Source organism: Arthrobacter sp. StoSoilB13 (assembly GCF_019977255.1).
Classification (GTDB): Bacteria; Actinomycetota; Actinomycetes; order Actinomycetales; family Micrococcaceae; genus Arthrobacter.
In genome coordinates this window covers 467,398-481,705 of record NZ_AP024647.1, presented here as the reverse complement: position 1 = coordinate 481,705, position 14,308 = coordinate 467,398, and the positions used below count along the sequence as shown (strand labels likewise).

Here is a 14,308-nt window from a genome sequence, read left to right as displayed (position 1 = left end):
CCCGCGTGCTCGCCTAGTCTTGCAAGGAGCGCTGCAGCACTTTGGCAATGAGGTGGACGGACAGCAACTCGGACGGGATATCCAGCCGGACACCGAGTTCCCGTGCCCGGTTAAGCCGGGCCTGCAGGGTGTTCCGGTGCAAATTGAGGGACTTCGCTGCGAGGCTCACTGAGCTGCGGTGATCCAGGAAGGCGGCCACCGCGGTAATAATCACGTCGCGGTCAGGAGATGCCATCAGGCGCGGCAGTGTTAGTTCGGCCACGAGCGCGACGGCGTCCATGTCCACGAAGCTGGTGGCCGCCGCCACCCCGAGTCTGGCGAGGCCTAGAACCGTACCCGGTCCCATCGACCGGGACGATTCAGCAGCCAGCCGGCCCTCACGCACGATCAACGCCAGCGCCGGGCCATCCTCCTGCCACCGGGACAGTCCGGCCACCAAGCCAAGCTCGGCAAGGGCCGGTCCCAGACGTGTCCTGATTCGGGTTTCGAGCTGCGTCGAGGCATCCTGGTCCCCAGCCGGTACGAGCGTCAGCCAACCACCTTGAACCTCGGCCAAGGGACTGCGGGCTGTGACCTTGCGCCAGAGCAGGCGCAGCACAGCCGTCAGTTCGGGCCGATTGTCTTGCACCCGCCCGCCTCGGAACCACACAGCCACGTAATGCTCCCCTTCGCGCCAGCCCAGCTGGTTCAGCAGATGTCGGTGTTTCTCCTCGAATTCCGCCCCTGACGCATCAAGGTCCTGATCCAATTCCGCGATCGCCGCTGTGGGAATGGCACGGGCAGAGCTGTGGAGGTCTTCCAACAACCAGGCGGCCTTCACCGCCGGGGTGGCTACCTCAAGGATTGAGCGCACAAGCCGCAGGTTGTGGACCCCGGATGTGGGCACGCTTGCTGTCAGGGTGAAGCGGAGGGCACTATTGGCCTCGCCGACTTCTACGGTGATGACTTCGTCAGTCTCCCGTGGAGGTATTCCGGCGGAGGCCAGCACCACGCCGTCGTACCCCAGCAAAACTCCCACCCCGTCCAGTTCCCTGGAAATGGTCTTGAGAACGTCACCGAGGGTGGTGTCCTTTGTGACCGCCCGGACTACCCGGGCCAGTTCCGCATCGACCACCGACAGGGCAGCTCCGATCTCTGCCGACAGAGCCAACGCCAATGCCGCTGGGTCCCCGTCAGCGGCCAGGAGGGTGGTGCCCAATCGCTCCGCCAGTCCGACCGCTCCGCTTGCATAGGTAGTGCCGGCCACGACGACGGCGCTGGCCCGCCGCTCCCAAGCGTGTCGCAGTGCCGCGGAAACCAGCCAGCCACCTGATCCCATCTCTGGTGAGAGGACGACCACAGTGTTGGGACGCACCTGTCGGATTTCCTCAAGCTGGGAGACCAGAACTACGCTCTCTACCAACCCGCTCGATGGAGTGAGATACAGAGGCGTTGTGCCACGGAGTGAGCCGTGCGCCAACAGCCCGGCGAGATCGAGCCGGGTTTCATTTTTCGACCTACGCATGTCGCCGCCTTGGGTGCGCTATCGGGATGCCGAAGGCCTTGGGCTCAGTGAGATCAAGCCCCGCCTCTGTGTACCACTGTGTCGCTGCCGTAATCTTCATGATGTCCATGACGTCGCCCACCTGGACGTCGTCGATGTTGACCACCGTGCCCTGCTCGGAATTGAGCAGGGTAACCATGTCCGGGACGGCTGCTGTTACTTCGCCATCCACGAGGACCAGCAGGATCTCATTCTGGATTTCGAGACGAACGATGCGCCCCGTGGTCTCGTCCTCGAGCGTTACGCTGGAGGGTTGCGCCGGCAGGCCGAGGTCCGTTGGCCGCGAGAGGCTTTCGATGTGGCTCACGCGGGCCCGGGCGATGCGCGTGGTGCCGAGGAGCTCGGCGAGCATCGACAGCTTTCTCTCCACTGGGGTGTTCGCGTTGAGGATTTGCCCGATCCGGATCATCCGGCTGATGGAACCGTGGACGCCGTGTTCCTTCAGCTGTCGCGCTGAACACGGGTACATGGCGGTGGCTGCCCAGCCGCCCAGTTCGGTCACCAGTGCACGCACCAGCGTTTCGGCCCTCTGAGGGCTTTCCACCTCGACCACCGCCCGTTCCCCGGTTACCCCCTTGAGTGCGATAGGGCCTATCGCCACGTTTCCAATATTCAGCGTCGTTTGGCTGATCAAGGGGAAAACACGGCCCATGGGGTCGGAATCGATGACGGGCAGCCCGGACTGCAGTCCAACCATGAGGGGGACGATTCCGTTGATATTGGCGGCGGCAAGTGAATAGACCGCCCGCACCGAGCGCCCGAGATTGGCCTCGATGGCACGGATGCAGCCAAGGAACTCATCTCCCACCGGAGGCATATCGGCAATGAAAAGGCCCTGCGTGACCATTCCGACCGCCACCACCAGGTCGTCGGGAGCAAGCTCGTCAACGGTGATGAGTTCCAAAGACCGGCCCTCCATCGCCCGCTGGATCATTTCTGCGTAGATGTAGATGGCCGTCGGGTCGATGGTGCAGGTCAGGAAGTGGGCCCCGGTGCGGAGGTTCCGGACGTCTTCGGTAGTGAGTACGGTGCTCATAAGGTTGCTCCAGGGGCAGCTGTTGGTAGCGTGTGTTCCTCGTGGACGTACGTTTCTCCTGCCGCTTGGACCCGTATGCGAACGATACCCGGGTTGCCATAGGGCATGGCATAGACGTTCGATTCAATGATGCGGGTCTGCCCGGGGCTGGCGCCCAACTGGACCGCCGCTGAGTAGGCGTCCTCTTCGGCGAGGTTCTGTACGCGTTGCAGGTCATCCCGGCCGCGGACGGTCTCGAGCCTGTCGATCCACGCCGTCAGCGGCGCCCCGGCAGACCCTACCAGCGCGGCGTCCTGCGACGCCGGCAGAGTCGCCACCAGCCCGAACGGAAGCGCAGTCTCCTGATGCTCGCGGAGATCGGCAATCACGGAGGGGATGTCCGTGCGAACGGGATGGTGGACAGTGTAAGGCTCAAGTATGGCCGCATTGCTGGCGATGCTCGCGTCGAATCCTTGGCGGATGAGGCTTCTGGCGGCAGGCAAGCCTCCCCGGGTGTGGCCCACGGCGGCTCCGGCCTCCATGCAGAGAATGACTTCCCCATCGGGGATTCCCGCCAACGTGGCCGCGCCAAGGATCGCCATCGCGGACTCCGCGTACAACCCGTGCACAGGAGCCAACGCCAAGCGTGACAAAGGCGCCCGACCGCCGTCGTTCTTTCCAAACGACAAGAGGGTGGCCGGGAACTGGCGCCGGCCTGCCTCCTCAAGCAGGACAGCCAACTCTTCCCCCGTCTCCATCAGGGCACTGTTAAGGATGGCAGTGTAGTCGCGGTCCCGGAAAACGCTGGAATAGAAGTCACTGGAAATACTGATACGCATGTCCCGGTCGTTGCTGAGGATGGCATCGGCTATGCGCGTTTCATGGTCCTTTGACGCCGTCGAACCGACGGAAGTGATCGCCACGTTCCGCACGTCACCGGCAAGGATGCCTGGGAGATCGGCCAGGAACGCCTCCAGGTCCAACCGGGCCAGAGGCCGTCCCCGCAGGTCGTGACCCCCGCGGACATGAACGGTGCGGGTCACTGCCGGCTCAATAAGGGGTGGCAGCACGGTCATATGGAAGCGGTCCGCGGGAGGCCGGGGCGAAATACGGATGGCGACGACGCGGGCCAGCTTCCGCTCCGCCAGAACCCGTCCGACGTCGGCAGTGATCTCCGTGATGCTTGACGCGAACTCCCGACGGAGAGCGGACAGGGACGATTCCAGTGCTTCGGGCAAGCTGTCGGCGTGCACCTCCCGGGCGGCGGAAACTACAGTCCGCCCATCCAGTACAACGGTCCGGCAGCTGGTTCCCTGAAGCCGCAGTCCCACTCTCATTGTTCAGATCCCTGCCTGGCGTCTACCGACATTGAGTACCTGCCGACGGGTGGATATCTTCCATCCACATAGAGTCCACCACTAGTCGTCCTCTAATACTCCCCCAAATCACTGGAGAACAATCTTTGTTCAGAGACCGAGGGGAGCTGGATCAGGACACCACCGAACTTTAGCGCCTCAGGAGTCCCTCCATCTGTTCTCCGATGCGCACTCCATCCCTGTCCAACCAGTAGCGTCGAAGGATCCTGTGGCTGACGCACGTGTCCATGATCTGCACCCCAGGTGCTCTAACACTCCCGACCGCAAGCCACGGCTGATCCGGTTGAAGTCATCGACGTCGGCTCTAAAGCCCGCATGGAAGGGCGCCTTGCGTCTAGGCTGACTTAGGCGAGTGATCCCAACCATGACGACGGAGGACGACCATGACCGAATCAAATATCCATGCCCGGGCAGAGAAATTGAAGGCTCTGCATGAGGCACCGGAAATCCTGAGGGTGGTCAACGTGTGGGACGCCATCAGCGCTTCGACCGTTGCAGCTCTTCCTGAGACGAAAGCCATTGCCACCGCCGGGCACTCGATTGCGGCCGCGTATGGCTACGCCGATGGAACCATGCCCCTGGATGTCGCGCTGGATGGCGTGAAGAGGATCGTCAACGCGGTTGAACTTCCGGTCACGGCAGACCTCGACGACGGCTATGAAGACCCAGCCGAAACCATCCGCCGGGCGATTGGCATCGGCGTCGTGGGCGCCAATGTCGAAGACCGCCTGCGTCCTTTCGATGAAGCCGTCGCCCGCGTGAAGGCGATCGTCGACGCCGCCAACGGCGAGGGCATCGCGTTCCAGCTGAACGCACGCACCGACGCCATTGCGAAGGGCGGCGACCGCCCGATCAAGGACAGAATTGAGGACGCCATTGCCCGTGGTCGCGCCTTCCTGGATGCAGGAGCAGCGTTGGTATTCGTCCCTGGCGCCCTGACACGCGACGTTATCGAGCCGCTCGTCGCAGGCCTCGGACACGGCAAATTGTCTGTGATCGGCGCCCCCGGAGCGCTTCCTGCAGCCGAGCTCCAGAAACTCGGCGTTGCGCGTGTTTCCTACGGTCCCTTTACCCAGCGGGTCGCCTTGCGCGCCCTCCAGGATCTCGCAGCCGATCTGTACGTTTCCGGCGTCATCCCCAAGGACACCCCGGCCCTGAACTAAACCAAGGAAACCGGTCCGGCATCACCGGCGGGGCCGGTCATGAGCCGGATCGCGTGTCGTAGGCTACTCGGGTGGCTGCCGATGATGCACCGGATGAATCATTGATTCAGATCCTGGCCTTGACCCGGCATGTTTACTTCACGTGGCATCGCGAAGTGCCAATAAACCCTGCGGCCACAACTGGACTGCTGGAACGCGGGTCGAGCCCAGGCTAGGGTGCGGCGAGAACTTCAATGATCGCGAGCTCCCACTGGTCCGGATGTTGGGGACGTGTCATTGATCGTCACGGGCGTTCCGGTTGTCGGTGTGGTGGAGTTCTGTCGTTGGACCCAGTACGTGTCTCCCGCAGGCGCGAGGAACTGGTCGACGAGGGTCTGATTCGACCCTGGCGTATGGGATATCGGGTTGGACCAGTCCGTGCCGACGCCCCAGACCCAGGAACCGGCCCTCGTGGTGGTGAGGGTGGCCGTTGGCGCGCCCGAGGAGGCGTTCGCACCCAGTGTTGCTCCTGTCGTGATGTCTGCCCCGCGGAAGGCGACAACCGTCATGGCGGCCTGCCAACTGCCCGAGGCTTGTGTGGCGGTGATGGTCGCATTCGAAAGCGGGCCGGGGGCGACCGCTTGCCAGATCTCGGCGGTGCCAGGTTGCGTGTTGGTTCTTTGTCGGAGCGTCCAGCTGAGCCCTGCGCCGGAAACGGCCGCAATCCGGGCTGAATTGGCGGAGTTCGGTCCATCCGAACTGATGAAGGCAAGGATAAGTTCGTTGGAGGCGGTGGTTGTCACCCCGGTTGTGCTGATCGTCGTCGTGCTGGTTCCTTGGTGAGCGGAGACGAGGGCTCCTGACTCTTGATGAATGCGTAGAGAACATCCATCGCAGGAGGGCTGCGAGCCCTTCAGCTTTCAAGACACAGAATCCGTTTCACCACGCACCACGGAGAGCCGGCAAACGTCGGCGTAATGGTCCGTGCCCGCCGCCGGTACCGTGGGCTGTCGCAGTAGGCCCTGCCGACAGCGCAGGGGTTTCCCGGAGATTCCTCATCGATCTCGAAGCCGGCCACGAACGCGCCGAACTCCGCAAGACCCTGGCCATCCTCACGGCCTCGGTCTGTCGCGGCGACGGTCGCCAACGAACCACCGATAGCCGGACATGCTCGACGATCTGCACGCCTGGTGCCCCAAGGCCATACGGCCCTACCTGATGAACGTCGCACCAGCGACAACAGAACAAATTCCACTCGTGCGTGAAAACCCGCCAGCCAGTCGGCAGCCCAGAGCCTCGACGCGCCACGAGTCCAGGACCACCTGCAGTCCAGTCAGGTGGGGCACTTTGCATAGCGCCACAGGTTGACCAAAGGGTCGGCAAGGCTAGAAGGCGTTAGATTTCCCTCGGGTGAAGCTAGACGTACCGGTATACCCGGATTGGTCCCATAGACATTGAAAGGGCCAAATGTCTTGAATCTAGTCTGCGATTCGCGGGCCTTCTGATACTTCAGTTGAAGAGAAAACTGCCAATTCTCTTGGCAAGCATCATTCCTTACTTTGAATGTCGCTGCAGCATCCTTTGTTACCGAAAACGGTTCGAATGCGCCCCCTTGAAAAGCCGCGAAGCTCGTATCCTGACTCGATGGGCGAACTGATGGTTTATCGATACGCGCCGTCAGGAAAACACTTTTGTCGCCCAGACTGCCACATCCACCATAAGACTTTACGTAAATCCACTGCGGAGGGTTCTCAAGCTTTTTACGGTCAATAACCGTTAGAGACAACACCGTGAATGACGATGAGTCCGCAGCTGACAGGTTGAGCTGCAGAAATCCAGACTCCCATAACCCAGCTCGCACTGGAGCCTGGGCCGTAGACAAAGAGGTCACTTCGGACAGATCGACTTTACCCTCGGCGGCTGGGAGCGGGGACATCATAGCTAATGATTGCAGACCGCAGCCATAATTCGAATTACCCCAGTCTTCCACTACAGCTATATCGGAGGCTTCTGCCTCCATCCTCTGATAAATGATCGGCGTAGCGACACCAGCGACAGCCGCAAGGCAAGCCGCCGCGGCAATAAACAGTGTACGCCGCTGGAATTTGCGAGACTCTTCGCGAACACGACGCTCACCGCGGCTCAAATTGCTCACGGAAGATGGTTTCCCCTTCCGCGAACTCGCGGGCAGGCACGTGAGAAATCGGGCATTTATGAAGCATAGACCGGGACTGCAAATGAGTCGCGGCCATTAGCGCCGGTCTATGGTGGCCTGAAACGGAAAGGCGTCTTTCCCAGCAAAGGATAGGCTCGCCGCGACCAGGTTCTCGTAACTGTTGGCCGCTTTATCCGTTCCGTCACTGCACTGTTGCACACAACATTCCACCTGCATACGCCATTGCGCTACCTGACTGGCCAACCTGTAGGTCGATCTGTCGCGGGACTAAGTTCGCAAGCGGGAACGGCCGAGATAGGCATCGTGCTTGAACCTGGTTTCTCGCCCTGCGATCATGCAGACTTGCAAGAACCGCTAGTCTCAACTCGCTCTGATACACAGGGCATCGTGGGAATACCCGCGTAACGCGGGAACCATCCCGGCAAGCAGCGATACCCCGGGCAGCCGCACGTCTCCAAAGGCAGGATCCGTTGGGTGGAGGCACGCATCGAACGTTTTGGGCTGCGACAGGCGGCACTATCCGGAACCACCGTCGGGCATTTCCTAGTGGTGGAAGGTCGGCAACCGTAGCTCGCCAGAATTGTCACCAGCGGCACGGCCGGCGCCGAAGTCTACGGGGAGTCCATCTCTTCAGAAGCAGCCGAAGCCTTCGGCAGCCAAACCCCCGTCCTGCGCGTTGTCCTGCTCGGGCCAGGGAACGAAGGCAGCCATGCACTGGCCTTCGTGTCCACCAATCCCAGACGCCCAGGTTTTGCACATTGTGCAGAACCTGCTTTTGGTTCAGCAGCCACGCGTGGACACTGTCCACACCCCTTTGTGCTGATATTTGGCCCTCAGCACTCCCTTCCCGGCAACAGGAAGACGGAGACGGGGAGCAATTTCCTCAAGAGATTTCCTTCTAGTCATGTCCTTCCACAACGCCGGGACATGAATAAGTGAGGCCAACAACGGCCACCAACAAGGGTCAGAAAGGAGGCCCAATCACCCCACACCCCATCAGGCGGAGGGTCAACCAGCCACGACCCTGAACCCGCTCCCCCACAACCAAACAGGCGACCGCGGCGCCAGGCACACCCCGCGGCCAGTGTCACAGGGACCTGACCAACCAGAATGTACACACGTTAAAGCAAAAACGCCCTCTGACGAGGGGGTATGCCGTGCCCGAGGTGGGACTCGAACGAGATTCCGGGCCCTGCAAACACTGGGAAGCGGCGGAAACATGCGGAATCCGGGCCGGTTCGGCGGCTGTACGGGCCAGTCCGAGGTGGAAAGTGTGGACAACGTCCACACTTTCTTTTTAGCTCGGTCGACACGCCTCCGAGGCATGACTCATTCCCGCAGGTAGAACAGATTGCACGCCGGCCGATCTCCATCTGCCCGAGCAAAGAACACCTCAACACACTGGGGCTTACAGGTTCCATATTGACGTGCGCTATCGATGGGCCTTGCAGCAAGGGATGCAAGGCCGGTGTATCGTTCAGAGGCTTTTCGGTGCACTAGATGAACTGCCGGTGTGGTTAAGGACCGATAACTAGGGTATGAGAATGCCTTTCCCTTGAAGTCGGCCCTCTTCAAGTTCCTGATGCGCGCGGCACGCATCTGATAGGGGGTATTGTGCGCTTACAAAGACCTTGAGTGCATTGCTCCCAGCAGCAGTGAAGATCTCCGAGGAGCGCCAGCGCCGCTCGACGGGATTTTGTAAATACGATGCCATGGATGGCTGCATCAGGGTGATTGACTTAGCGGCTATCGTTCCTTGCAGATCGACGGGAGGGACAGGACCCGAGCGTTGGCCGAACGACACCAAGGCGCCGCGAACAGTGAGCGAGGCAATTGATTCAGCAAAGGTGTCCCTACCGACGCAGTCGTACACGACATCGACCCCGCGTCCATCGGTAAGGTTGCGGACGTCCGTGTTGAAGTCGGCGCGACGGAAGTTTTGATCTGCTCCGGCTTGCAGAGCGAGGGCTTCCCTTTGGTCCGTCGGCGCAGTAGTTATGACCCGGGCGCCCTTGGCCTTGAGCAGTTGGATAAGGAGCAAGCCCATTTCGTCTCCGCCTGTGTTGACCAGTGCCGTGTGGTGGCCGCCGACAGCAAACGAGGAATTTATCAAGTAGTGGGCAGTCAGCCCTTGGAAAGTTAGTGCGGCCGCGGTGACATCGTCGACGTCATCAGGTATTGGCAAAGCTCTTTCCGCGTCGACCAGGACGTATTCCGCGTAGCAGCCGACGCTCTCTGCCGTGGCTATGCGATCGCCTTCGCTAAATCCTTCAGTCCCTTCTGCTGCTTGTACGACAGTTCCTGAGGCTTCCGTGCCGGGTATGTAAGGAAAAAGGGCCTTGCGCGTGCCTCTGCGTTCAAGGGTGTCTCTGAAGTTAATCCCAGCAGCGGCCACCCGCACCAGCAACTGCCCCCGCTGAGGAACAGGACGTGGAACCGCTAGATAGTTCAATACTTCGGGTCCGCCGGCGCGGGTGGCAACGATTGCGTGTGGCATAGCGTCCTTGGTGTGAGTTTCAGTTGGTTTCGGCCGCCTGTAGGTTCAATGCCACGTCGACGATCATGTCTTCCTGTCCCCCTACATAGCCGGCTTTGCCCACTTCCTGGAGGATCTGCCAGGCCGGCACTCCGTAGCGTTCTGCTGCCCGCTCTGCATGGATGAGGAATGAGGAATAGACCCCGGCGTAGCCTTGCATGATTGAAGCACGGTCCATGACGGGCATGCGGGTAATAATGGGTTTCACAATGTCTTCCGCTGCGGCCATGAGACCCTGGGTGTCTACGCCCGTCGAGATATTGAGCCGGTCGAATGCTGCAGCAAGTACTTCCGTGGGCGAATTGCCTGCCCCTGCTCCCAGGGCAACAAGAGTGCCGTCGATCTGCCGCGCACCGGCGCGTACAGCGAAGACGGAATTGGCGACGCCGAAGCTCAGGTTTTGGTGGCCGTGGAACCCTACCTGCGCATCGGCACCGAGTTCGGTCACCAGGGCCGCGACCCGATCCGCGACATCTTCAAGAATTAGGGCACCGGCAGAGTCGACGACGTAGACACACTGACATCCGGAATCCGCCATAATGCGGGCTTGCTTGGCGAGTTCCTCAGGGCTGGCGCGATGGGAGAGCATGAGGAACCCTACGGTTTCCATGCCTAAATCCCGTGCGTGGGAGAAGTGTTGCGTGGAGATGTCTGCTTCGGTGCAGTGGGTCGCGATCCGCGCAACTGTTGCGCCGACGTCGTATGCCTGGTTGAGGTCGTGAATGGTGCCGAGGCCCGGAAGCATGAGCACGGCTATCCTGGCGCGTTTGGCTTCATCGACGGCGGCCTTGATGAGTTGCAGTTCCGGCGTCAGGGAAAACCCGTAGTTGAAGGACGAGCCACCCAGGCCGTCTCCGTGGGTCACTTCGATCACTTCGACGTGGGCATCGTCGAGGGCCCGCACTACGCTTCTTACGTGCGCTTCGGTGAATCGGTGACTCATTGCGTGGGAACCATCACGCAGGGTGGTATCTGTCAGGCGGATGCTGGAACCGCTGTTTTCGGTAGTGGTCATGATTGGCTCCTGGTGTTCTCGGTGGAGGCTGTGACGAGCTCAGACTCGTCCATTTTCTCGGCAAGCAAGTCTGCAGTGCGGGTTGCTGCCGCGGTGATAATGTCCAGGTTGCCGGCATATTCGGGAAGGTAGTCGGCGGCACCTTTGACCTGGACCCACACGCCGACTCTTCCGGCGCCGTTCCAGTCGTCGCGGGCGCTATCGAACTGTGGTTCGATTCGCAGTTCGTATCCGGGAACGTATTCGCGTGTTTTTTCGACAGCCTCGTTGATCGCAGCCCGGATCCGCTCCTGGGTTGGACCCGGTTCGGCCGCTTCTGCCGGTATGGCGCAGTAGATGGTGTTCCTCATGATCATGGGCGGTTCTACAGGGTTGATGATGATGATTGCCTTGCCTTGCTTGGCACCACCGACGAGCTGGAGCGCCTCTGCGGTAGTTTCAGTGAACTCATCGACGTTGGCCCGTGTGCCAGGGCCGGCAGACTTCGATGCTATGGATGCCACGATTTCCGCGTAATCCACTGGGACTACTGACGAGATCGCGGCGACGATCGGCGTCGTCGCCTGGCCGGCGCAGGTAATCATGTTGACGTTCATGGTGTCGGTGATGGATTCCAAATTGACTACCGGAGCGACGTAAGGACCCACCGCGGCAGGGGTGAGGTCGATGGCCCGGATGCCCGCCTCTCGGTACTTCGGGGCATTCGCGGCGTGGGCTTTAGCGGAAGTACATTCGAACACGAAGTCCGGTTTGTCCTCCTGCGCCAGCAGCCACTCGACGCCTTCTGAAGAGACTGTCACGCCGAGGCGGGCTGCGCGGGCAAGGCCGTCAGAGTTGGGGTCGATGCCGATCATGTATTTGACTTCGACGTTTTTCGAGCGACGCATGATCTTGAACATCAAGTCGGTCCCGATGTTGCCTGAACCGACAATTGCGGCGGTCTTCTTGGCCATGTGGGTTTCCTTTGATTGGTAGCCGTTGTTATGCGTGGGCTAGGTGAAGTGGATTGTCAGGGATCCAAGGTCGCCGAAGTCTGCGGTCGCGCTGCTGTCAGCAACCACCGGAAGGGCCTTGGTGAATGATCCCGGGAGGACAAGGTGTCCGGCTTCCAAGGCAACGCCTTGTTCTCCCAAAATGTTGGCCAACCAAACCAGCGCCAGGATCGGGTCACCCATGACAGCCTGGCCAGTACCGGTTTCCACCGGATGGTCGTCAATGCGCAGGGTGCATTCGACCTGTTTGAGTTCGTCGACGCGGATATCCAGCGGCGTTCGGCCGACTGCGATGGCGCCGCAGGAAGCATTGTCCGCCACGGTGTCCACCAATCGGATATTCCAGTCAGCGATGCGTGAATCGATGATTTCGATCGCAGGGTAGACGGCTTCCACGGCATCAACTGCTTGCTGGTAGGTGACGCCGGGGCCCTGAAGTGCGTCTTTGAGCAGGAAGCCGAATTCTGGCTCAACTTTTGGAGAGATGAAACTGTCGCTGGGGATTTGTGCTCCGTCGTGATGGACCATGTCTTCGAAGAAGAAACCGAAGTCGGGCGAGTCGACGCCAAGTTGTGCTTGCATGGCTTGGGAGGTCAAGCCGACTTTCCTTCCGGCGAGGATCCGACCGGCTGCCTGGTGTTGCTTCAATTGATCGGCCTGAACCTCGTACGCATCCTGGATGGTCATGGCGGCCAGCCGATCACGCAAGGGTGGCACAGGGGCTCGGGTAACTGTGGCGGTAAGCAGCTCTTGGGCGAAGCCCTGCAGGACCTCTTCCCGCCGCTGTCCGGTCTTGGTGGTTATATGCATTGTTGTTCCTATCAGCGCGTGAAGACTTGCCGGTTTGTCGTTGTTGGCAGCTGGAGGTTCCATGGACGGTCCTCGACTGGCTTATCTATGGCCCGTGGGGCTCAATGCCGGCGTGGATAGCTTGTGCGGCTGCGATTCCCTGTCCCATTGGGCTGCTGCAGTGCCCTCTTCTCTCAGCACGGTCTTCCGCACTTTGCCGTTTTCGGTTTTCGGGAGGTCCTGAACGATGCGTATGAAGCGCGGGATCGCGTACTTCGCAAGCCGAGGCTCGCAAAAGGCTTCGATGTCGCTGAACTCCAGGGATTCCTTGGTGATGATTGCAGCCATGACTTCGTCTTCACCGAGTTCGGAGTCCACGGCGTAGACTGCGGCTTCGCTGATCAAAGGGTGTTCGAGAAGGACGTGTTCTACTTCGGCTGAGGAAATGTTCTCGCCCCTGCGGCGGATGACGTCCTTGATCCTGTCCACGAACCGCATCCAGCCGTCTGCTTCCACCACGACGCGGTCCCCCGTATGGAACCAGAGGTCCTTCCAAGCCGCGACGGTGGCTTCGGGCATCCGATAGTAGCCAGTGGCGAAGGCATGGGGTTGGTCGCTGCGCAGCAGCAGCTCACCTGGTTGTCCGGCGGGAACTTCCAACCCGTGCTCGTCGACGACACGGGCACTGAAACCGGGCTGCACTCTTCCCATGTAGCCGGGCCTTTGCTCGCTACGGCTGGAGGCCACGATTGAGTTGGTTTCAGTTGAACCGTAGCCGTCCATCAGGGTGATCCCGAACCGATCGCGGAAAGATGCCAACAACCCGGCAGGTGTTGCCGGCGCGAGCGCGGCGACCACTCCGTGCGCCCGGTCCAGTGGAGTAGGTGGTTTGCTGGCGAGGATGCTCACCATGGCGCCGAGCAGATACGTGAATGTCGCGCCTGCGCTGTGAACATCCGACCAGAACCGCGAGGCCGAGAATCGGGGTCCCAGGACGTATTCGGCACCGCTGACCAATGCCTGGCTGAACGCGTTCAGGGCGTTTGTATGGAAAAGCGGCAAACAGGTGTACAGAACGTCTGCCTCTGTGATTTCAAGCTGACGAGAGACATTTACGCCCCACCAGTAAAACTGCCCATGCGGGCATTGAACGCCTTTGGACACTCCGGTGGTACCGGATGTGTAAAGGATCGCTGCCGTGTCCCCGGGTAGTACGGGCGCAGGCTCAGCAGTGGATGTTGTCTCGGGCAAGCCTGTGACAGGGTAGCGACTATCAAGCGCTGAAGCTGCCTCATCAAACAGCCAAATCTGGCGCAATGCAGGAAGGTCCGGGAGCCTATCCACATGTTCAAGCAGCGCCGACTCCGTAACAAGGAGTGATGACTCGGAATTGGCAAGGATGTGATGAAGCTGCTCTCCTCGTGCGGCCGTATTGATGGGAACAGCAATTGCTCCCACCCATGCGCACCCCAGGATGAGATCAAGAAGTTCGATGCGGTTGCTGGACATCAGTGCGACACGATCACCCGGGCGAATATCGTGCTTCAACAGCACTCCCCCGGCCAAGGCCACAGCTTCGAGCATTTGCCGACCATCGCGTCTAACGGAACCGCAGCGCAAAAGCGGCGCGTCCGGGTGTTCTTGTGCCCGGTCCATCAACAGGCCGGGAACCGTCATGGAGGCGGCACCTGAACCTGCACGGTAGGTATCTTCGGACATGGTTC

At 60.7% G+C, this 14,308-nt stretch carries 11 protein-coding genes; 1 reads left to right on the top strand and 10 read right to left on the bottom strand.

The window, feature by feature from the left end; all coding sequences use genetic code 11:
• Positions 1-13: 13 nt before the first annotated feature.
• Genes LDP01_RS02265 through LDP01_RS02255 form a run of 3 tightly spaced genes read right to left on the bottom strand, consistent with a single transcriptional unit; the run spans position 14 to position 3,895 of the window.
• Positions 14-1,504, bottom strand: a complete 1,491-nt coding sequence (locus LDP01_RS02265; RefSeq protein WP_224089935.1) for a helix-turn-helix domain-containing protein — start codon at positions 1,502-1,504, stop codon at positions 14-16.
• Positions 1,497-2,579 carry a DUF917 domain-containing protein gene (locus tag LDP01_RS02260; protein ID WP_224089934.1) on the bottom strand — a complete coding sequence of 361 codons (1,083 nt, stop codon included), beginning with the start codon at positions 2,577-2,579 and terminating at the stop codon, positions 1,497-1,499. The genes LDP01_RS02265 and LDP01_RS02260 overlap by 8 nt, the downstream gene beginning before the upstream one ends.
• The gene (locus LDP01_RS02255; RefSeq protein WP_224089933.1) at positions 2,576-3,895 is read right to left on the bottom strand and encodes a hydantoinase/oxoprolinase N-terminal domain-containing protein; all 1,320 of its coding nucleotides are present in this window, start codon (positions 3,893-3,895) and stop codon (positions 2,576-2,578) included. Before LDP01_RS02255 ends, LDP01_RS02260 begins: the two co-directional genes overlap by 4 nt.
• Before the next feature lie 422 nt (positions 3,896-4,317).
• Here LDP01_RS02255 and LDP01_RS02250 point away from each other — a divergent pair, with 422 nt between their 5' ends.
• Complete coding sequence (locus tag LDP01_RS02250) at positions 4,318-5,097, top strand: isocitrate lyase/PEP mutase family protein (protein ID WP_224089932.1); 780 nt, start codon at positions 4,318-4,320, stop codon at positions 5,095-5,097.
• A 230-nt stretch (positions 5,098-5,327) separates the two neighbouring features.
• Here LDP01_RS02250 and LDP01_RS02245 read toward each other — a convergent pair whose 3' ends face one another.
• The 7 genes from LDP01_RS02245 to LDP01_RS02215 all read right to left on the bottom strand — a co-directional run bounded on the left by LDP01_RS02245 (position 5,328) and on the right by LDP01_RS02215 (position 14,303).
• Entirely contained in the window at positions 5,328-5,879 is a 552-nt protein-coding gene (locus LDP01_RS02245) for a hypothetical protein (RefSeq protein ID WP_224089931.1), read from the bottom strand.
• Between the two features lie 530 nt (positions 5,880-6,409).
• Entirely contained in the window at positions 6,410-7,231 is an 822-nt protein-coding gene (locus LDP01_RS02240; protein ID WP_224089930.1) for a hypothetical protein, read from the bottom strand.
• Between the two features lie 1,552 nt (positions 7,232-8,783).
• On the bottom strand, positions 8,784-9,749 hold the full coding sequence (locus LDP01_RS02235; protein WP_224089929.1) for a quinone oxidoreductase family protein: 966 nt from the start codon (positions 9,747-9,749) through the stop codon (positions 8,784-8,786).
• A 19-nt stretch (positions 9,750-9,768) separates the two neighbouring features.
• Complete coding sequence (gene dmpG / locus LDP01_RS02230; protein WP_224089928.1) at positions 9,769-10,803, bottom strand: 4-hydroxy-2-oxovalerate aldolase; 1,035 nt, start codon at positions 10,801-10,803, stop codon at positions 9,769-9,771.
• Positions 10,800-11,756 (bottom strand): acetaldehyde dehydrogenase (acetylating), encoded by a 957-nt coding sequence (locus LDP01_RS02225; RefSeq protein ID WP_224089927.1) that lies wholly within the window; start codon positions 11,754-11,756, stop codon positions 10,800-10,802. The genes dmpG and LDP01_RS02225 overlap by 4 nt, the downstream gene beginning before the upstream one ends.
• Before the next feature lie 39 nt (positions 11,757-11,795).
• Positions 11,796-12,668 carry a 2-keto-4-pentenoate hydratase gene (locus LDP01_RS02220; RefSeq protein WP_224089926.1) on the bottom strand — a complete coding sequence of 291 codons (873 nt, stop codon included), beginning with the start codon at positions 12,666-12,668 and terminating at the stop codon, positions 11,796-11,798.
• A gap of 18 nt (positions 12,669-12,686) precedes the next feature.
• Positions 12,687-14,303 carry an ATP-dependent acyl-CoA ligase gene (locus LDP01_RS02215; RefSeq protein ID WP_224089925.1) on the bottom strand — a complete coding sequence of 539 codons (1,617 nt, stop codon included), beginning with the start codon at positions 14,301-14,303 and terminating at the stop codon, positions 12,687-12,689.
• Between the last annotated feature and the right edge of the window lie 5 nt (positions 14,304-14,308).

What these genes read in the sequence shown, in the direction of transcription:
- LDP01_RS02265 (WP_224089935.1), bottom strand. Translation starts at nt 1,504, where the DNA reads ATGCGTAGGTCGAAAAATGAAACCCGGCTCGATCTCGCCGGGCTGTTG.
- LDP01_RS02235 (WP_224089929.1), bottom strand. Translation starts at nt 9,749, where the DNA reads ATGCCACACGCAATCGTTGCCACCCGCGCCGGCGGACCCGAAGTATTG.
- LDP01_RS02225 (WP_224089927.1), bottom strand. Translation starts at nt 11,756, where the DNA reads ATGGCCAAGAAGACCGCCGCAATTGTCGGTTCAGGCAACATCGGGACC.
- LDP01_RS02255 (WP_224089933.1), bottom strand. Translation starts at nt 3,895, where the DNA reads ATGAGAGTGGGACTGCGGCTTCAGGGAACCAGCTGCCGGACCGTTGTA.
- LDP01_RS02250 (WP_224089932.1), top strand. Translation starts at nt 4,318, where the DNA reads ATGACCGAATCAAATATCCATGCCCGGGCAGAGAAATTGAAGGCTCTG.
- dmpG (WP_224089928.1), bottom strand. Translation starts at nt 10,803, where the DNA reads ATGACCACTACCGAAAACAGCGGTTCCAGCATCCGCCTGACAGATACC.
- LDP01_RS02220 (WP_224089926.1), bottom strand. Translation starts at nt 12,668, where the DNA reads ATGGAACCTCCAGCTGCCAACAACGACAAACCGGCAAGTCTTCACGCG.
- LDP01_RS02215 (WP_224089925.1), bottom strand. Translation starts at nt 14,303, where the DNA reads ATGTCCGAAGATACCTACCGTGCAGGTTCAGGTGCCGCCTCCATGACG.
- LDP01_RS02260 (WP_224089934.1), bottom strand. Translation starts at nt 2,579, where the DNA reads ATGAGCACCGTACTCACTACCGAAGACGTCCGGAACCTCCGCACCGGG.